20 protein-coding genes and 1 pseudogene are annotated in these 19,042 nt (G+C 46.9%); 5 read left to right on the forward strand and 16 right to left on the reverse strand.

All coding sequences use genetic code 11. The features are described from left to right. Positions 1-176: 176 nt before the first annotated feature. From pgl to JWH17_RS19585, 5 genes and pseudogenes are all read right to left on the reverse strand, one after another. Positions 177-917, reverse strand: coding sequence for a 6-phosphogluconolactonase (gene pgl, locus JWH17_RS19565; RefSeq protein WP_205224366.1), 741 nt, complete (start codon positions 915-917; stop codon positions 177-179). Positions 918-927: 10 nt separating this feature from the next. Continuing rightward, positions 928-2,418, reverse strand: coding sequence for a glucose-6-phosphate dehydrogenase (zwf, locus tag JWH17_RS19570; protein WP_205224368.1), 1,491 nt, complete (start codon positions 2,416-2,418; stop codon positions 928-930). Next, a pseudogene (gene gnd / locus JWH17_RS19575) lies at positions 2,419-3,348 on the reverse strand (phosphogluconate dehydrogenase (NAD(+)-dependent, decarboxylating)); the annotation flags it as partial. A gap of 194 nt (positions 3,349-3,542) precedes the next feature. Further along, positions 3,543-4,631, reverse strand: a complete 1,089-nt coding sequence (locus JWH17_RS19580; RefSeq protein ID WP_205224370.1) for an alkene reductase — start codon at positions 4,629-4,631, stop codon at positions 3,543-3,545. Between the two features lie 443 nt (positions 4,632-5,074). After that, complete coding sequence (locus JWH17_RS19585; RefSeq protein ID WP_205224371.1) at positions 5,075-5,563, reverse strand: universal stress protein; 489 nt, start codon at positions 5,561-5,563, stop codon at positions 5,075-5,077. 406 nt (positions 5,564-5,969) lie between these two features. On the opposite strand from JWH17_RS19585, the gene JWH17_RS19590 reads away from it, so the two are divergent. Beyond that, on the forward strand, positions 5,970-6,335 hold the full coding sequence (locus tag JWH17_RS19590; protein WP_205224373.1) for a SpoIIAA family protein: 366 nt from the start codon (positions 5,970-5,972) through the stop codon (positions 6,333-6,335). A 69-nt stretch (positions 6,336-6,404) separates the two neighbouring features. Here JWH17_RS19590 and JWH17_RS19595 read toward each other — a convergent pair whose 3' ends face one another. From JWH17_RS19595 to ppnP, 4 genes are all read right to left on the reverse strand, one after another. Continuing rightward, positions 6,405-6,761 carry a VOC family protein gene (locus JWH17_RS19595; RefSeq protein ID WP_205224374.1) on the reverse strand — a complete coding sequence of 119 codons (357 nt, stop codon included), beginning with the start codon at positions 6,759-6,761 and terminating at the stop codon, positions 6,405-6,407. A gap of 142 nt (positions 6,762-6,903) precedes the next feature. Continuing rightward, positions 6,904-7,278, reverse strand: coding sequence for a hypothetical protein (locus tag JWH17_RS19600; RefSeq protein WP_205224375.1), 375 nt, complete (start codon positions 7,276-7,278; stop codon positions 6,904-6,906). Positions 7,279-7,913: 635 nt separating this feature from the next. Further along, positions 7,914-8,549 carry a histidine phosphatase family protein gene (locus tag JWH17_RS19605; RefSeq protein WP_205224376.1) on the reverse strand — a complete coding sequence of 212 codons (636 nt, stop codon included), beginning with the start codon at positions 8,547-8,549 and terminating at the stop codon, positions 7,914-7,916. A gap of 209 nt (positions 8,550-8,758) precedes the next feature. Beyond that, the gene (gene ppnP / locus JWH17_RS19610; protein WP_205224378.1) at positions 8,759-9,073 is read right to left on the reverse strand and encodes a pyrimidine/purine nucleoside phosphorylase; all 315 of its coding nucleotides are present in this window, start codon (positions 9,071-9,073) and stop codon (positions 8,759-8,761) included. A gap of 335 nt (positions 9,074-9,408) precedes the next feature. Between ppnP and JWH17_RS19615 the strand changes: the two genes are divergently transcribed. Beyond that, positions 9,409-10,827 carry a CDP-archaeol synthase gene (locus tag JWH17_RS19615; RefSeq protein ID WP_205224380.1) on the forward strand — a complete coding sequence of 473 codons (1,419 nt, stop codon included), beginning with the start codon at positions 9,409-9,411 and terminating at the stop codon, positions 10,825-10,827. A gap of 79 nt (positions 10,828-10,906) precedes the next feature. Here the strand turns inward: JWH17_RS19615 and JWH17_RS19620 are convergent, their stop codons facing one another. From JWH17_RS19620 to JWH17_RS19640, 5 genes are all read right to left on the reverse strand, one after another. Continuing rightward, the gene (locus JWH17_RS19620; RefSeq protein ID WP_205224382.1) at positions 10,907-11,725 is read right to left on the reverse strand and encodes an NAD(P)H-binding protein; all 819 of its coding nucleotides are present in this window, start codon (positions 11,723-11,725) and stop codon (positions 10,907-10,909) included. A gap of 212 nt (positions 11,726-11,937) precedes the next feature. After that, positions 11,938-12,765: an MBL fold metallo-hydrolase gene (locus JWH17_RS19625; protein WP_205224383.1), complete on the reverse strand. Its 828-nt coding sequence runs from the start codon at positions 12,763-12,765 to the stop codon at positions 11,938-11,940. Positions 12,766-12,822: 57 nt separating this feature from the next. After that, positions 12,823-12,990 (reverse strand): diguanylate cyclase domain-containing protein, encoded by a 168-nt coding sequence (locus JWH17_RS24710; protein ID WP_205224387.1) that lies wholly within the window; start codon positions 12,988-12,990, stop codon positions 12,823-12,825. 393 nt (positions 12,991-13,383) lie between these two features. After that, complete coding sequence (locus JWH17_RS19635) at positions 13,384-13,632, reverse strand: hypothetical protein (RefSeq protein ID WP_232371211.1); 249 nt, start codon at positions 13,630-13,632, stop codon at positions 13,384-13,386. Positions 13,633-13,681: 49 nt separating this feature from the next. Then, positions 13,682-13,834 (reverse strand): hypothetical protein, encoded by a 153-nt coding sequence (locus tag JWH17_RS19640; protein ID WP_205224389.1) that lies wholly within the window; start codon positions 13,832-13,834, stop codon positions 13,682-13,684. A gap of 518 nt (positions 13,835-14,352) precedes the next feature. On the opposite strand from JWH17_RS19640, the gene JWH17_RS19645 reads away from it, so the two are divergent. From JWH17_RS19645 to JWH17_RS19655, 3 genes are read left to right on the forward strand one after another with little or no spacing between them, the layout of a single operon-like run. After that, positions 14,353-15,180 (forward strand): VanZ family protein, encoded by an 828-nt coding sequence (locus JWH17_RS19645; RefSeq protein ID WP_205224390.1) that lies wholly within the window; start codon positions 14,353-14,355, stop codon positions 15,178-15,180. Next, positions 15,155-16,771 carry a sulfatase-like hydrolase/transferase gene (locus JWH17_RS19650; RefSeq protein WP_205224391.1) on the forward strand — a complete coding sequence of 539 codons (1,617 nt, stop codon included), beginning with the start codon at positions 15,155-15,157 and terminating at the stop codon, positions 16,769-16,771. The genes JWH17_RS19645 and JWH17_RS19650 overlap by 26 nt, the downstream gene beginning before the upstream one ends. Then, complete coding sequence (locus JWH17_RS19655) at positions 16,768-17,253, forward strand: hypothetical protein (RefSeq protein ID WP_205224392.1); 486 nt, start codon at positions 16,768-16,770, stop codon at positions 17,251-17,253. The genes JWH17_RS19650 and JWH17_RS19655 overlap by 4 nt, the downstream gene beginning before the upstream one ends. 199 nt (positions 17,254-17,452) lie before the next feature. Here JWH17_RS19655 and JWH17_RS19660 read toward each other — a convergent pair whose 3' ends face one another. After that, positions 17,453-17,974 carry a DUF6790 family protein gene (locus JWH17_RS19660; RefSeq protein WP_205224393.1) on the reverse strand — a complete coding sequence of 174 codons (522 nt, stop codon included), beginning with the start codon at positions 17,972-17,974 and terminating at the stop codon, positions 17,453-17,455. 52 nt (positions 17,975-18,026) lie between these two features. Further along, entirely contained in the window at positions 18,027-18,566 is a 540-nt protein-coding gene (locus tag JWH17_RS19665; RefSeq protein WP_205224394.1) for an MAPEG family protein, read from the reverse strand. Positions 18,567-19,042: the final 476 nt, after the last annotated feature.

The following is a 19,042-nucleotide window of genomic DNA, read 5'->3' on the forward strand; positions in this document are numbered from 1 at the left end:
AAAAATAGCAAAACAGTACTATGAGCTGGTCCTCTTTGGCAAATAGGTAATTTCTATCTGTAGTGCGCGGCTAACAGGTTATTTTGATAGATGATAATGAGGGGGAAGAGAAGTGAAAAGGAAAGCGAGTTGATATCAACCCGAATTGCTCATGAACTTTTTGATTTTAAACTCAATTAATGAGCAATCCGGGCTGATGTTGAATTAAAAGCGTCCTCGCTTACATACCAGACGGTTTTTTCAGCCGTAACGGATGCGGCAGGGTAACGGGTGGGTGCTGTAGGATCGTTTCTGATTTCGGAAATAATGTGCCGTTTACCCTGCCCAGCCACGAGGAAGAGTGATAAACGGGCAGCATTGAGCACGGGGAGGGTAATCGTCACACGGTCAACTTTTGGGTTGGCTGGCGGGTCGATTACCGGAACTACCCAATCGGTGCTTGCCAGTGCATTTGTGCCGGGGAAGAGCGAAGCCGTGTGCCCATCCGTACCCATTCCTTGCAAGGCTAGATCGAATCTCGGGACCCCCTGATCGTCAAAGATGCTCAGCATATTCTGAAGCATGTCTTCGGCGGCGATTTTGGCGCCACGTTCACCTTGAATACGGAAAATATTCTTTTCATGCACAGGCACATGAGCAAGAAGGTGATCCTGGGCTAGCTTGTAGTTGGACCACTCATGACTAGGAGCCACTGCCCTCTCATCACCCCAGAAGATGATCGTTCTATCCCACGGCATAGCTTGACGGTGACGATCTTCGCTCAGTATCTGAAAGAGGCGCTTGGGTGTAGAACCACCTGACAGGGCAACAATAAAACGTCCGCGTAAGTCTATGGCCTCGCGGGCGCAGTCGATAAATAAGCGGGCTGCGGCCTGACTCAACTCTTCAGGGTTTTTAAATACGTGAAACTCAGCCATCGATGTCTCCCTACTTTCCCATCCAGCCACGAACTTGCTTTGGACCATCGGTCCCGGCTTTGTAAAGATGAAGCCGTTCCTCATCATCCGGGCAATCGCATTCCTGGAGCACCGGTGTCAGGAACTCCCAGCACAGGTCTACGCCGTCCTGACGCCAGAAGAGTGTGTGGTCGCCCATGAGTACATCAAGCAGTACTTTCTCGTAGGCGCTGACACGGATAACGCTGCCTTGGGCGTAGTCGAAATCCATGGTCACGCTGCGCAGGCACATTGCCGGGCCTGGTTCTTTGGCCTGAAAGGTGAGCCGCACCTCTTCTTTTGGATGGATGGAAAAGATCAGCGTGTTGGCTGTGATATGATTGCCAAGAATGTTTCTGTACATTGAGTGGGGTACTTCTTTGAATTTCACCTGAATATCTGTACGTTTAGCGGCCATTCGCTTGCCGGACGTAATGTAGAATGGGACGCCCTGCCAGCGCCAGTTATCGATAAACACTTTCATCGCCGCAAAAGTGGGAGTGGTGGAATCAGGAGCTACATTGGGTTCTTCGACATAAGAGGGGACAGCCTTATTTCCAACCATCCCTGCCGAGTACTGACCGAGTATCAGGTGATTGTCCAGGTCATCCATGGGAAAGGGGCGCAGGCAGCGAAATATTTTCGCCTTTTCATCACGAATTCGGTACGCATCATAAATGGACGGCGGTTCCATGGCCACCAAAGAAAGGAGTTGCATCATGTGGTTTTGGAACATATCACGCAGCACGCCTGTATGGTCGTAGAAGTCAGCCCGATGTTCAACGCCGAGGGACTCGGCAGAGGTAATATGCACCGATTCGATATAGCGGCGATTCCACAGCGGCTCGAAAATAGCATTGGCAAACCGGAACATGAGCATGTTTTGTACGGTCTCTTTAGCGAGATAATGGTCGATGCGGTATATCTGGTTTTCTTGAAAACCCTGAGAAAGGGCATCCGCCAGTTTGCGGGAGCTTTGCAAATCATAGCCGAACGGCTTTTCCACTATGAGTCGCACCCAGTTCTTCTGTTCCTCGGCAAGGCCAACCTGGGCAAGAGATTTGGCGATGGATTCATATGCCACAGGTGGGACCGAAAGATGGAAAATTCGATTGCCTTGTGTTCCGATTTCCGACTCTTTTTCCTGTAAAAAAATCGCAAGGTTGGTGAAAGTGCCGATATCGCCATAGTCTACATTTCGGTAGAAAAGGCGGGAGCAGAAATCGTCCCAACAGGTCATATCGACACCGGTTTCTATGAAAACCGTTTTGATGCGAGCCCGAAACTCCTCATTGGTAAGTTTGGTGCGAGCTACGCCTATAACCATGCTGGGAGTGGGAAGGCGTTTTGCGAGAAGTAAATCATACAATGATGGTAAAATCTTACGTGCTGCTAAATCGCCGGTTGCCCCGAAAACAACTACAGCACAAGGATCTTCAGGCACGTTGTATTGGCAGATGTCAGACAACATTGTATCGGCCATTTACTTATCCTCTGCTTTCTTGACCGCGTGACCGCCGAACTCGCGTCGCAATGCCGCCAGTACTCGGTTGCGAAAATCATTGGGGCGACGAGACGAAAAACGTTCCATAAGGGCCATGGTCAATACAGGTGTCGGCGTTGCTGTCTCCACTGATTGGAGCACTGTCCAACGGCCTTCGCCGGAGTCGTCTACATAGCCTTCCAGGTCTTCCAGGCGCTCTGATTTTTTAAAGGCATCCGCTGCCAACTCCAGCAACCATGAGCGAATGACACTGCCTTGATTCCACAGGTCGGAAAGTTCACCAAAATCGATATTTTCGCCGAAAGGGGAGTCTTCAATAAGCGCAAATCCTTCGGCGTACGCCTGCATCAGGCCATATTCGATGCCGTTATGGACCATTTTGACAAAGTGACCAGCCCCGGCTGGGCCGCAGTGCATGTAGCCATTTTCCGGAGCAAGGGCCTTAAAGATTGGTTCCAACCGTTTAAATTCGTCTTTGGGACCGCCAACCATGGTACAATAGCCAACTTTTAACCCCCAAATACCGCCGGACACGCCGGCGTCAAGGTACTTGATGCCGTTGTCAGCCATTTCTTTGGAGTTGACGATGTCATCCTTGTAATGGGAGTTGCCGCCTTCGATCACGGTATCTCCGGCATCGAGTAATTCCTTGAGTTGATTCATGACGGCGTCGGTGGCAGGACCAGCCGGAAGCATAGACCAGACCGTTCGAGGTGGTTCAAGCTGGTCTTTGATCTCTTGTAACGTATAGGCGGCAATGGCGCCTTCTTGTTTTATTTGGTCCACCTTGTCTGCACTACGGTTATACGCCACCACTTCAATGTCATGCTGCATCAGTCGACGAACCATATTCATGCCCATGCGTCCCAGCCCAATCATTCCTATTCTCATCTCGTTTCCTTTTGGTTTGAGGGTGTCTCGGTGGTCTTCAGTCTCTCCAACTCACGCAGCACCGGATTTGATCATTTTCTTTCCTGATTAAATAGAATAACCTGTTGTTCATTCACGAACTGCAGCTCATGTTTCGTTATGGTTTTTCCCCTCATTTTGTCGCTGCTTTCTCTCCCCTGATTCGTTTTTACCAGCTCCTCCATCTCTTGATACTATTTTGAATAGGGGCGATAATCCGTATATCCTTCCGGGCCTGGTGTATACCACAGCGACATATCGTCATATGGCGCCAGTGGCCAGCCGTTCTGAAAACGTTCCACCAAATCCGGATTGCTGATATACGGTCGGCCAAAAGCGGCAATGTCGAGATTTCCAGCTGCCAGGCGTTGTGCGGCATCTGCTTGCGAATACCCGCAATTGCCGATAATAATACCTTGATAATGTTCTCTGAACTCCTCCAGGCGCATTGGCTCCCCCAGTTCGTGGAAACCAAAAGCCAATCCGTCCATAATATGAACATATGCCAGGCCGAGAATATTGAGTTTTTTGATCAGGTAGAGGTAGGTTTCCCGGAAATCATCGCTTCCCATATCATTGAACACGCCATTTGGAGAAAGCCGCACCCCAACCCTGTTTGCAGGCCAGACATCAAAAATAGCGGCAAGGACTTCCAGCAGCAGGCGGCACTTATTTTCCAGGCTACCGCCATATTGATCAGTACGTTTGTTTGTCTTGGAATCGAGGAATTGATTGAGCAGATAACCGTTTGCACTGTGGACCTCAACCCCGGAAAAGCCGGCTTCTTTCGCACGTAAGGCCGCTGCGCGGTAATCACCTACGGTTGCTTGTATTTCTTCAACAGTGAGCGGTCGAGGCGTTTCATAGTCTTTTTTACCCAAAGGCGTGTGGATGTGATCTCCTTGCAACTTCACCGCAGATGCAGAAACCGGTAACGCACCATTATGAAAATCGCTGTGGGAGACTCTCCCGCAATGCCACATTTGCAAAAATAAATGACTACCAGTCGGATTGACCAGCTGGGTGACTTTGCGCCAGCCATCAGTCATTTCATCAGTATAGATTCCGGGCGAACCAATCCACCCATTGCCCTGGGCAGAAACAACCGTTGCTTCTGTGATCAGCAACCCTGCAGATGAGCGCTGATGATAATATTGTGCCATCAGTTGATTGGGAATTCGTGTATCTCCAGCCCTGCCACGGGTCATGGGGGCCATGGCTATTCTGTTTTTTAAGGTCAGATTGCCAACATGTACCTGGTCAAATAGCGACACTGCAGTCATCGTAGCCTCCTCCTGGATGGTCATCTTTTTATCTTTTAACCTACCAAACTATAAGATGTTTTTTGCTAATGTCTGCCGGCAAAGGGATTTCTTTTCTCTGCAGTGAAAAAACGTGTACAAGAATAGACCGGCAGTGGACGTAAATCCGCTTTCTGTGGAAGACGTAATGTCTAACTTGTTACGGGACACGGTTTTGGGGCAACACTTGATCAAACAATGGCTGCAGGAGCCATTGCTTGCTTGAAAAAATGTTTGCCTTTGATGCGAATCAAGGAAATAATGGAGAAGATAGCAAAAGAGTGTTGATGACCAGCATCTCTTCTCTGTTGAATTAGCGACATCTTGCCGCAATCAATGTACTTGGCCGTACCGTATTGCCTAATGGATGAGGCAGGCTTTGTACGGATTAATGCTGTTGTACAAAACCTAAAGAAGCCGGTTCATTATTCCGGCAAACGTATCACCGTAACAGGTTTAAGGCATCTTCGAACGACTCGCCGAGCTGTATTTCCCAATAAAGCCGTTGCCAGTGCTCCTAGACCGTGGGTACCGATGACAACCATATCGTAATCCCCTTCATGGGCTTCATCTAAAATTTCTTGCGCTGGGTTACCTTCCCTGATGAGAGTCCGCTCTGCTAAAAATTGGCATTTTTTGGTCTCGTTAGCAGCTTCTTCACAAAATTGCTTGATCCGTTGCTGCATCATCTCTTTGTATTTGCTTACTTTATGTCTCTGTATTTCTTTTAATTGTTCTTCACTCAGGTAGTTGGCTATGAGGTTTTTACTGGACCACGATAGATCGTCCAGCACATGAAGAACGGTTATTTCCGCATCAAGTTTGTCAGCAAGCAGGGCAGCGTAGCCAGCGGCGTATTTTGCATTGTCTGAGAGGTCCGTGGCATAGAGTATTTTTTGTATTTTCGGCAACATATTTTCCTCCATTTTTCCATGAACGAGTAGACTCTATATGTACACTTACAACACTATGGCTTGTGGTGGTGCAAAGCAAGTCGGTCAAGCCAATAAACCATATGATTCGTTCGGTTTTTTGAGCAACTGAGAAAATATCCGGCACAATCTGAGGTACACTGCCCGGATAGGCGATTGTTGCTTTTCTGCTGAGCATGGGCACTGCAAACATTTTTACTTCCAGCTGATAGAGAGTTGAGCCGCAGATATGGGAACATTGCTCATAAGGTAGAGAAAAACTGGACACAGGGCCTAGAAGAGTTAATGTGCTTCATGAGGTGCTCTTGTCGATAAGTTATATGGGCATCGGGTTCATCGGGGTAATAACGAAAAGGGGGCACCCCTTTCTGCACTGGAGGTAAGGATAATGCTGGATGTTATAGATATTGGAGTTGAGCAGGCCATTGCCTATCGTGTAGCCGGTAAGATTACCGAGGAAGACATGACCACGGCACTCACCGGCATAAAAGACCAGATATATAATTTTGGAAATGTCTTTATCTACCAGGAAATTGAGAGTATCGGCGGGGTGGAGTTGGATGCTATCGTAGAAAAAATAAAATTTATGGCTGATGTGGGCCTTTCAAACTTCAGCAGGATGGCCGTTGTTACCGACAAGCAATGGATGCATAAAATTATCGATCTGGAAGACCAACTGTTCAAAAACATTGAAATAAAATGTTTCTCCACTGAGCAGAAAGAAGAGGCTATCGATTTTCTGCGGGTACCCTGAAGAGTGTAAAAAAAACAATGCTCAAAGGCTGTACGTTGCCTTTTTTGTTTTCCCTTCCAACTTTATAGTTCAGTGTTTATCCGACCAGACCGCAAATTCATTACCACTTGGTTCTGTAAAATGAAAACGTCTACCACCAGGAAAGGCAAAAATTGGTTGTATGATAGAGCCATTAGCTTTTTCAATCTTGTCTTGAGTGGCTTCTAGATCTTGACTGTAGAACACTATGAGAGCTGCGCCATTACCGGTCGAAGAATGCAGCTCCGATTGAAAGAAACCGCCATCAATACCCTGGTTTGAAAATGCAGCGTATTCTGGGCCGAAATCTTGAAATGACCAGCCAAACGCTTGTGTGAAAAAATCTTTCGTGGCTCGAATGTCTCGTGCCGGAAACTCGACGTAATTAATTTTTTCGTGTTGATTCATTTCACCAATTCCATTTTATGGATAAAAACATAGCTGACCTGTTTAACAGTTTTTTTGTAGGTGTTTTGGGTGACTTCAATTTTTAAAGCGGGGTAATGGCAGACGTGATGTCCGGGCAATGCCACCTCGAACCTAGAATGGGTTAATATTGTAATACCCTTGCGCCTGGCCCAACTCTCGGCCCCACATATTGTTGTGCAAAAGTCAAATACTCTCTCCCGCCGTTAGTCCTTCTTTGTATTGATCTATACACGGCAGCCATAACTTTTATTAACTGCTCTTCAGGAGTATCCGGTAAATCCTGTTCCATGATCTGTGACATTTTTTCAAATAGAATCTTGGTCGCAGGATCCGTAAAGGACATCTCGGAATTTTTGAAATGCAATGTATCAAAAGCTGCCTCTAAGAGCTGAAGTGCTGTCTTGTCTGTAAATTTATTTTCAGCGTCGATGTCAAGTCTACACAAGATCGATTCGATGGTATTGGAAATACTCTGAAGGGTGATTGAATCAGACATTTGCTCGATTCCGTAAAAGGGAACTTTACGGTAGTTTCTATTCTGGGAAACGTTTTTATAGTGGACACAGCCCGTACATTTTTCAGGGTTACGAGATTGACCGCAACATAGACTGCAGATCAACGAGTCCTCAGCCATGCATTTTCGTTTTCCCTTGCGGGAATTACATATTGTACATTTTGCCATAATTATTTTCTCCATTTTCAGTTTATCAGGCGAGGGCTGGTTGTTTTGGTAAATGAAAGTATCTTACCTGATTAAAAGCCGATTTGGCATGGCGGAAATCAGCAAACTTCGCTTACCTCTGAGGTTTTGGATGAAACAAAGCAGTTGGGCGAAAAGAATGATATTTCATCATAACCTGCAGTTGAAAGTCCGGCCACCAAATGTATGAGTTGTAATAGAAATCAAGCTGATTCGGTCTTTGAAGCTCTGTTGGAGGGTATCCTCTAGAAACATTGAAGCCACGTGGTAAATCGGCGCCGGAAGCGGTATAGCCCTTCTTGGATCGGGAACAAAAGAGTGAAGGCGTCATATCTTTCGCTATCCGCAGCCGGTAAAGTGGTAAAAGAAAATGTGGTGCGTCCATTTTTTTGCACCGGCAACGGGTCACCCAATGCGTTTCGCTGTATATTTTACTCTGTCTGCACGCTGCCAACGACTATGAATTCACCGGGTTTGGATTGTCGAACAACAATAATTTCGCCTGAATCAGGGTAGATGTCGGTCAGTGCTGTAATGTTGACCTGGTGCGTAACCAGCAAAAGCGGTTGTGTAAAGTCTTGCTGTACTAACCATTCTTTCAGCGCTTGCGTTTGTGATTTTTTGCGCTCATAGTGCCGAAAAAAGGAGTTTAATACCGGTAATTCCTGAACCGGCCCCAGTGACAGCAATTTTGCCGTTTCGAGGCACCGACACCACTGACTTGAGAATACGCGGACCTTGTCTATACCGTTTGCCCTAAAACGATCACCAATTTTTTTCGCTTGATTGCGTCCTTCATGGGAGAGGTTTCTCTGGGTTGAGCATTCTCCAAGCGCAAAATGCCCAGGATCGCCGGTTCCAGGAGCGATAGCATGACGTAACAGGGCAAAGTGGTTGCCCGATTTAAGCGCATTCCACACAGCAGACTCATTGGCATAGAGGTCTCCGGCTGTAAAAAAGAGCAGACATGAAACCGGCAGCAGGAATACCGGTAAAAAACGAAGTGCAATGAATATTGAAATAGAGCTAATCAAATGGTGCATTGTTTTCCCCTTTGGTTTCTGCATCGGCTTTCATCCTTTTTGCATCTCTGCCTTCTAACTGTAGTCCAACCGGCCACAGATCTTCCATTTACAGTTAACGATATGTACGAAAAAGGAGGGCACCACTTTTCCAGTAAACCGTTGGTAGATCAGTAACCTTAAATGTGGTGCTGCCCTTATTTGCTGACCGGAAAAAAGGATGTTTAGGCCTGCTTCCCGGTTTTTTGTATGGTTTAGTCGAGATAGGAACAGCAGTAATCGACAATTGTTTTAACCTTCAGCTCAAATGTTGATTGTGCCGGTACTTCGAAGGATTGCCCTCCGGTGATTGTCTTCCACTCCTTTGCATCGGCCAGGAGTATCTCAAGCTCACCCGAAAGGATTTCCATTATTTCCTTGGCATCGGTGTTGAAAGTATATTCTCCAGGAAGCATGATGCCGAGGGATTTTTTTGTGCCGTCGGCCAGTACAAATGAGCGACTGGTGACGTTGCCGTCAAAGTAGATGTTTGCCTCTTTGGAGAGAGTAACGTTGGTAAATGTACTCATTTTCGGGTCCTTATAAAAGATGTTGTGCGCACAAAGGCGCAGTGATGCCGGGAACGGCGAGTAGTTTTAAACTGAAGGGTTGCATACTCCGATATTTTGCTGTTTTCGATCCTCTTGCTACCTCTGTGGCCACGCGAGGTCGAAAAATACCTATATTTAAGCGGTTTTTTACGTAACAAAAAGGAATAAAGAAATAATGCGCAGATTTTTATTTTTCCCGGTTGGTGGCCTGTAAAAGAAAATGGAGTGCGTCCTGTTTTGTCTGCTGTTGTGCTATAATACAACAAGTCTGGTAGCTAGCCTGATATTTTCAACCGAGAGCCTGGATGAGCAGTATGAATTCTTCATTACTCACCACCATCGGAACAACGTTCGGCATTCTTCTTTTTCTTTATGTCGTGAATTGCCTGCCGGTTCTTGCTCATCTTGTATTGGGAGATAAGCTGCGGTTTCCTGTGGATGGGGGCATTCTATGGCTGGATAAGAAACCACTGTTTGGACCACACAAAACCATCCGCGGCATTGCAGTCAGTGTCTTCGGCGGCATGGGAGCCTGCTTTCTCCTGGGAATGTCATGGTGGCAAGGGGGAGCAGCGGCGGTATTTGCCATGGCTGGAGACCTGACATCAAGCTTTATCAAACGCAGATTAAACGTACCTTTTGGCGGTGATACCTTTCCGCTCGACCATGTGCTGGAGTCGCTTTTTCCTGTACTTTTTTTAGCTTCGTTTCTCCCTTTCTCGTGGACGCAACTTATTCTTATTGTCGTTCTTTTTACATGTTCTGCTTACCCTGCAACACTGTGGTGGAAATATACAATCCACAGGACCCCGCGCGATAATTACCCGTGTATCCTCCGCTCAACTGTTAGGCTTCGAGAATGGCGAGCGTGTCATATTCCTTTGCCAAGATACCAGATCTGGTTCAATCTCAGTCGCATCCTCACTGACCAGGTGATCCTTACCTGGTTGGTCAAGATTTCCGGGCTCTATGAAAAAGGCAAGCAAAATGCGCTGGATATCCGGTTAGTGCACAAGGACTTTTCTTTTCCGACTTTGCCTGAGGCCTTTGATGGGTACCGCATCCTCTATTTGACAGACCTGCACCTGGACGGTCTGCAAGGCTTAACGGAAAAGCTGATTGATGTCGTTCAAAATATCGATGTTGATCTCTGTCTTCTGGGAGGAGATCTACGCATGAAGCTCTACGGCCCCATGGCGCCAAGTGTTCGCGAATTGCGCAAAGTGACGGCCCAGTTAAAAGCTGCGGACGGCATTTTAGGAGTGCTCGGGAATCACGATTGTATCGAGATGATACCGGACATGGAGGAAGCCGGTGTCGTTATGCTGATCAATGAAGCCTGGCCGATCGAACGTGATCAGAGAAGAATATGGGTAGCCGGGGTAGACGACCCGCACTACTACAGACTAGACGATGCCGCATACGCCTGCAGAGAAATTCCAGACAAGGACTTCACCATATTCCTGGCCCACTCCCCTGAGGCATATAAACAGGCACAGCAGCAAAAAGCCGATTTGTACCTGTGTGGTCATACCCATGGAGGACAGGTATGCCTTGCCGATCATCGTCCCATTCTTTCCAACAGTCGCGCTCCACGCGATACTGCGGTCGGGGAATGGCGATTTGAAGAGATGATCGGCTACACCAGCACCGGCGTTGGAGCATCAAGTATTCCTGTTCGTTTTAATTGCCGGGGAGAGGTATGCCTCATTACTCTGCACCGAACCAACTAGCCTCAATTTCTCACCAGTTCATGCGGCGTCGGTTTCAGGGTTTTGGGCTATAGATAGGCAGACGAGACTCCAACATCGGTTATAAGGCATCCTCAAATTGTATTTTCATTAAATCCGGATGCAAAAATTGGTAGTGTAAACGCTGCTTCACTTTCTGGTTGCTGATTATTTTGTATGGACTGGTGCCTGTGAGAATAAATTCAGGCGCAGGATTGCCTATGGAAGTGACCGCCTGCGTGTAAAATTCTCTTTTTGTGGGGTGGGTGTCAGCGCAACAATTAAACACTTCTCCCCATACCTCCTGCTCAATGATTTGAGTGATAATGGCGATGCAGTCATCACGATGGATGAGGTTTACCCTGGAGTCAGGGTGTTGCACCTTTCTCCCTTTGCGGAAAAAATTTCCAGGGTTGCGGCTGTACCCGATTAAGCCTCCGAATCTGACAATGGTGGTTTTGGCTGTGTTGCATTTTTTTAACAGGTTTTCAATTATCACCAATGGGCTCTGTTCGGATTCCAGGCCGTCTGCCTCGGTTATTACTGTGTTGGTGTTGTCGTAAACAGAGGTGGAGCTGACAAAGACGATATTTTTGAGTGCGGATTTTTCAATTGCTTGGGCCAGGAGGCGAAAGCCGGCTATGTCCTTTGACGGTATGTTGATGATCAGTACGTCAGCCTGCAGGAATTCTTGAATAGTATCCGGCAACGATCCAATATCAATCAAAAACGGCTTAACACCTATGGATGTCAGTTCCGTCAGTCGATGTTTCGAAGTGGTAGAGCCAATGACATTGTGGCCCATTGAAACAAAGTGCTGCGCCAAGGGGAGACCTAGCCAACCTGTTCCCAGTATGCTTATCGTTTTAATAGTTGCTCCTGAGTAACTGTTGAGCAGCACTCCATCTGCGCACGATCAGGCAGGAAAACATAGCATTACTATAGTTATCCAGCCTGCTTGCACCCATCTGAAGCACTGCTGAACAGTTACAGATCGAGGTTAAGGTGAGCTTATTTGTTACTCGCTGAATTGTTCCGCTCCCGATTATGTATAGCATAGAGGCTGAATCGGTTGGGCTCAGTGCAAAATCGTTACTCCTGGAACAAGGTTATTTATATGAGGATAGTTGTGCCGTCAAGTGCCAGATATGTTTTCATAAAAGATCTTTTTGCATAGGCGAGCATTCCGCGTAGTCTTTCGTCATTGTACGAAGGGTTTAAATGTATCAAAACTAAGGTGTTTATTTGTGCCTTTTTGGCCACATGCATAACCCAATCAATATTGGCATGTGAGCGTAATGCAATGGATACATCTTCTGTGACGCTGCCGTTGTTGCTGCTCAGTGTAGTGTATTCAAGGTTGTCAAACCAGGTTTCATGCAAAAGTATATTGGTGCCATCAACAAAATCAATCGTATCCGGCGAACAGGCAGTGTCGGTTATATATGCAAGATGGTCATTTAGTCTGTATCCAATTGTCGGGTCGCTGTGGCTTTGGAGCAGAGTGCTTATTTCAACCCCTGCTATTTCATTTTTCCCTAATGCAATATCAACAAAGGCTAAATCCATAGGGTAGTCAGCCAGGGGCAAAGCAAAATAGGGTTTTTCCAGATGGGCAGAAAGGATTTCTTCTGTGCTCTTACCGTAAATATTTTTTCCAGGGCCAAAAATAGTTACCCTGCAGCCTTTCAGGTATAAAGGCAGGTAGGTGATGCCGGTTATGTGATCAAGATGATAATGCGATAAAAATATATGTATCTCTTTGAAACTCATGAGCTTTTCAGGCGGGTAAAGCTCGCCTAGCCTGCAGGCTCCGGAACCAAGGTCAAAAATGAATAAATAATCGCCTAACTCAAGAGCATAGCAGCAAGTGTGCCTGTTAAAAGCCGGTATCCATCCGTTGCCTCCTAATATTGTCAGTTTACAATCACTGGTTGCCACTCAATTCCCTCGAGTTTTGTTTTTTTGTAGAATGCCGTAAATCATTTGAAAAAAAGGCTATCCATGAGGAAGAGGGCTAGCAATCTCAGGTAAACGGTGGACAACGTGGCGTAACAACTCGTTACCGATACCGTTCCCAATTATATCGTTAATCGACTTGAATCGGTTGAAGTTGAGGAGTAGCAAGGCGACCGCTTTTTTTAATAGCTTGCCCCCTGCGATCATAAGGCACCAGCTTGGAGCCTGTTTTTAATGAATCAACCCCTTGGTTGATCCAATTTTGGAATCATTTCATCAAGAAGGAGCGCGATCTGGTGTACCACTTTTTCATAAGACTTCCGACCATGTTGGCAAAGACCTTCTTTTTAACTCGCTGCTGTACTTACCATCTTCGATGGATTCGCTTATTTGATGGATTGTATCAGCTGCAATTCTAAACCGGTAGATTTTTTTGAAGTGCTATTGATATGAACTTGATCGACGGCATTGGCCACCAATGTGAGTTCCATTTGTTAACTACAGAAGTGGCCCCGGTGGGTCGGACAGGTTGGCGGCAAGTATAAGGTGGATTGCCGTCAGAAATCTATTTGCCGCCGATGTTGCGCCAGTTGTTTCGAATTAGCCTGGATAACGCCGGCGTTTTTTTCCTCTCCGTTGCCTACGTTTTCCGGTTCTGCGAAGCGTACCTTCAACTCCGGAACCGTTGTGGACTTGGTCCCATTTTGCGGAATAGAGGTTTCCTGCAGAGAGATCTTTGGTTTTTCCGGCAACGAACATGAAAAAACCGACATTAGTACCGTCATCTGAGATGTAGGTGGTTTTGTTATCCGGGATCACATAGGCAAGTTCAATAGCTACACGGCCCATGGAAAAATGTTTCCCCGGGGTTGCGGAACCATTTTTTTTTACACTAACTTCAATAGGGTAACCATAGCGGTAGGGCTGGAAAGGTGACGCCTTCAAAAGCCACCTCTGCTGGTTGGGCTTTACTTGTTTCAACGGCAAAAGTGGAAGTGGCGGCCATCACCATGGCACCAAAGCACACAGCGGCGGAAATCCGTTTTTTCATGTAACCTCTCCTCAAAATCGTTTCAATTCCTACAGTAAAAGACCTCAGGTGCTTTTGTTTCCTTGAGTAAACCCAGCGACAATTACCGGAACTTGATTAGCGATAGGTTAGGATTGCTTTAAAAAGCAGTGAAAAAAAGAGGGCATCTTGAATGATTAGAATTGTCGTTCAGGATTGAGGAGTGGATTTGACTTCGACAATTTTAGTTAACAAATCTGTTCTTTGCATTGAGTTGTGTGGATCACAAACAAAGATGGCTAAAGTCTTTTGGGAATAGTCTGCCAAGATGAAATTTTTCTATTTTTAACAATGAGTTGGTAACTATATCTCGTTGTAGGGTTGAATAATTCTTGTTTTCCGGTCGATCTTGAAGGTATTTTGTACAGAGTAAATATTTTACGCCGAAGGACATCGAACGGTTGAACACTCTGCTTTGCTGGACAAAATGAAGAAAATCTCATTCCCTTGCCGGGCCATCTCTTTTTTTTCGTGTTTTGCATGATGGAGGTGGCAACCTGATGGAAAAAGGCAGCTTACCTTTGCAAATTTTTCTCTACACAGCCTGCTGTTTATTGGTGGTTGTTTTTGTGCATCTTTACGGTGTTTTTTCCCTGCTCAACAGATTGCTTCCCACACCGGTCATTGCAGTCGTTCCCATAGCTGCCGTACTGTCGGTACTTGTGTTTCTCCCTCGTTTTTTAAAGACTCAGGCACATGAGGGGAAGGTAAGTTGGCCTTGGGTAGTTGCAGGCGTATTGCTGTGTATAATTGCGCTGGCCATTCCAGATGGCCGGTACCCGGTGAAAAGAATTCATGTGCTCGAATACATGGCACTTTCCTGTCTGGTCCGTTATGCGATGTCCTGGAGACTGCATGGCGGCCCGCTGTTGTTTTTTTCAGTGCTTGCCGGCATGGCTTTTGGTGTCCACGACGAGTTGCTCCAGGGGATACATTCACAGCGAACATACGGACTGCGAGATATTTCAGTCAATGGAGTCGCGTCACTTGGTGGGAGCTTTATCTGGCATGGAGGGGCACTGTTTGTTGGGAATAATAAGAGGCTGCTGCCCGAACATATCACGGAACAATGGGGCACAGCGCTTTTCTATCTTGCCTGGTTGGTCCTGAGTACCCTTGCATTTATCATCCCCCTTGCAGGATATAAAAATGTTGCCCTTCCATACTGGATGTTCCTGCCGTTGTCCGCCGCTCTTGTTTTTTGGGCACTGTATCACCAGCAGTTGCAAGGGAGCGTGCGGTATGGTTGTCTGGTTGTCAGTTGTTTGGCATTTTCTTTTTTTTGCTACCCGGTTGTGATCAATGCGGTATCGCTTTCTTTTCATTAGTTTTGCATTCATCCTTTTTTTCACGCTGGTGGTCAAAGGTGTCCTTCTGTACCAAAAGGAAAACCGCATCAGCGTCATTCTCCTTACGGTGGAGAGTTTGCGCCACGATCTGGTGAAAGAGTCGATAACACCCAATCTATTGCAGGCCGCAAAGAGCGCTCATCGATCCCTTGTCCATCGTGCTGTCAGTGGCTGGACAGGCTCCAATATGATTACTTTGCTCACAGGGCTGACACCTTTTCAAGCGGGTGTGCATACAAGGGGGCAGTCAGTTGACGGTAAGCTGCTGTTGCCCTTGGAGGTGCTTGCCGATAAAGGGTATCAGGTGGCAGGACTGCAGGGTTTTATGACCATGGACCTGTATCGCAACCTGGGGCTTGGTATCGATGATGTGGGGACTGATCCGTTTTTTTGGCTTACCCAAAGAGCACAGGATAAAAAGTACTTCTTTCTCTGGGAGCATTATCTCCATACCCATCTGCCATATCGGCCGGGCAAGGGATATGAAGTTGCACTCGATGCGTTAGTGGCTGATAAGGAGGCCAAGCAAAGGGTTGAAGCGGTTCGAACAACGACCCACATCAAGGCCGGGAGTATTGATTATCAAACTGGAGATGTGCAGGCCATCCACGCATTACATACGGCAAATGCCAGGGAATTTGACGACTGGTTTGCACGGTTCTGGGAGCTGTATACCAAGAGCGGGCTGCGTAACAGGTGTGTGCTAGTTGTCACCGCCGACCACGGGGATGAACATGGAGAACGGGGAAATGTGGGCCATGCTTCCACCAACCTTGGGGGGCACCTGCATGAAGAGATCGTTCGCGTGCCTTTTTTTATATGGGTGCCCGAGACGCTGACAAAACAGGAGTGGCCCAAAGTTGTCGACCATTCCAGCCATACAGATGTGATGGTGACGCTCCTTGAGCTGCTGGGTGTGAACGTCCCTAAATATCTCGAAGGGCGAAATTTTTTAGAAAAGCAAGTCCCAGCGTCATGGTTCGGCATGACTTCCGGCGGGGGATTCAGCGAGGAAGATCCGGCCAATATCAAATATTTCGAATATGGGGCGATCGAAGGGCGCTGGAAGCTGCTGTGGCGAAAACATAAGGATGGCAGAGAAGCAAGGCGACTTTATCATTTAGGGAAAGATCCTGGAGAAAACGACGATGGGTATGCATTATATAGGGATCAGGTCGCAGAGCTCGAAAAAACGCTTGCGGCAAAAATACACACCGCCCGAAATCGGCCGGTGCGAGAAGATGCTGCGCAGAACCTTGTCGGCAGCGGCCCGCAGTGGGTTTTTCCACCCGGAAGCGGTGCGTACGGTTATAAGCAGCTTGCCGGGCGTTTTTACTTTGAATGGCAGGGCAGGGACGATGCCGATTATATACTGCAGTACCGGGCAGGCAGCGGAGACAATATGGTTGACGGCGAGCTGGAGGTTCGCGGAGTAAAAAAAGATTTTGGCAAGCTCAGCAAAAGATATTGGCAAACTTGGGTGGTCCCGGTGAGTCCGGTGCGAGTCCGTGTCCGCAGGGCCGACAGGGGCGGCTGGAGCAGCTGGCTGGAGCTGGAGGCTATGCCGTGAAGTGGTTGAAACCGGCGGTCGTTTTCCTGGTGTGTTGTATCAGCGCTATTTTGTGGTGTATCCATGCCGTACAAGCCCCTTTTTTTAATGAGGACACTCGCCGAACCGAGGCATATCTGCGCGCAATGTACGATAAGCTGGCGCCGGATCTGCAACAGGAGAGGAGGTTGGCAAAAGCTTACTGGAGACGCTATCCCGACGTCCGGGAAAACCAACTCTGGGGCGAAGATGGAGTACTCGGTATTAAAGGTCCTGCAGATCATTATCGTAATCATGGTCGGCAGGAAGGCAGGATTTATACGGAAATAGATTGGCCCGAGGATATCGTTCAAGAAAAAAAGTTGGCGCAGGCTTACTGGGACAGATATCCGGATGTCGCTGCTTCAGCAGTATGGGGGAGGAGGAGCTCCATGGGCGTGCTAGGCCCCAGGGATCATTACCGGCTTTTTGGCAGGATGGAAGGACGCCACTGGGGGGAGTGATTTTTTTTCGAATTGAAATCAGTCTGTTCCAGTTGAAGGTAATTCTCTTCAAAGTCGTTTTTTCAGGCAACGTGAGCTTGTAACTTTGACTTCGCCGAGTGCGGAACAAAGGGAAAAAGAAAGGACGTATCACATTTTCAATGATCAACTGGTAAATCGATAGAAAAACGTATGGTAATCTTCTTTTTTTGCTACTTTTTTAATAATTCGTAGCTCCTCGCAGAATTTTTGTCTGGGCATAGAGTAGTGCGAAGCCGATTATTGGCAACAGGATATCGGTCCAAAGGACAGTGCCTGCGTTCCCTGAAGCCATATTGTGTGTTTGAAATATTTGGTAAATATGGCCTCCTGCTGCACCAAGCAGAAAGAAGGCGGGAGGGATAAAAGTTGCTACTCGGAAGGCTAGGTTTTGCCTAAAAGCGATGAGGCCTGCCACGCCCATGCCAAGACTGGCAAAGCCTACTTCCAGTTGAAAAGGGCTGTTGGGCCAGCCAATGAATTTTGCCGTATATTCGGCGAACACAACATGCATAAGGAAGTTGTTTAGATATCCTATCCCAATGCTGAACAGAAAAAAAAAGGCAACAAGGTCTTCTATAATAACGGACTTCGTTAGCGGCTTTTTCTTGAAATTGAGCGATATCAGTGAGCTAATCAACCCAAGGAAGAGAAGAGAAACAGAGGGGTTCGACAAAACAAGTTTAATCAATGAAGCGACCATTTTTTGCTCTTTTTTGTCGTTGAATGTTGCATGGACATGCTTGCACAGCGCCTTAGGTTATGAATTTTTCGATCTGATAAAATACAAGCAATAGCAGCAGTAAAGCCGTTGGGTAAAAAGTTAATGCAAAGCCAAAAGCCCTTGATGGAGCGCCTTTTTGATATCCTGTATAAAAGCTGAGACGGCCAATAGCAAAAGCCAGGGAGCATAATGGTACGGCGGACAACCAGGCTGCAGGCATGACCAAGCACCAAGCAGTATATGCGCCAACTGCAATGACAAGTTGCTCTAGAGTGTTCTGCAGGAGACTTTGCAATATTATAGCCTTTTCAGATCCCTTTGTTAATCCACTTCCATCTATGTCCTCCGGGCTGAAAAAACGAAATTTGGCTAGTCGGCCTATCGAGGCAGTCAAAAATAATGTTGGGAGAATAATGCTCAGTCCCAAAACCTCCAATTTCCCTTCGAGCCCTTCGAGTTTATGGAAATGAAATGGGTCGGTCATAATCCCCAGGGTCACTGTAAGTAAGGATACAAGCATCGCCGTAGCCATACCTTTAAACACTCCGACCTGTTTTTGGGATATCTTCATGAAATATCTTGTAAAATTTAAAGAGGGTATTGGTGTTTTTGAGCTTGACCGTTAGTCTAAACGGTATTTATCCGTAGACGCTCTCTGGTTGTCCCCTTCTCTCATATTTGCAACGGGGGCAGCATGTAGGCATTTTTTATTGTAATACCAGGTAGCTTTAAAAATCCGATAAGCCGAAAGGCAGATGAGCACTTTGAAAATTGAGAAAGCATTACCGTAATCCAGCAAAATGCCTTGAAAAAATAGACCCAACGCTACAATTGCTAGCAACGTTGCTGTGATTCTACTCTTTAGCCCGGATTTCTCATCAGTTCAGGCGGCGTCAGGTTCAAAGTTTTTGGCAATGAATAGGTAAGGTAAAATGAGAAGGCTGGTTCACCTCCCGAGTTTTATGCTACACATAGCATGTTCGACAAGAACTAACTCAACGCAGTCAGATGCTGCAATTAAAGGAGAACCAGCCATGCATAGTATAA

It is taken from the genome of Desulfogranum marinum (genome assembly GCF_016918565.1).
GTDB classification, from domain to species: Bacteria; Desulfobacterota; Desulfobulbia; order Desulfobulbales; family Desulfobulbaceae; genus Desulfogranum; species Desulfogranum marinum.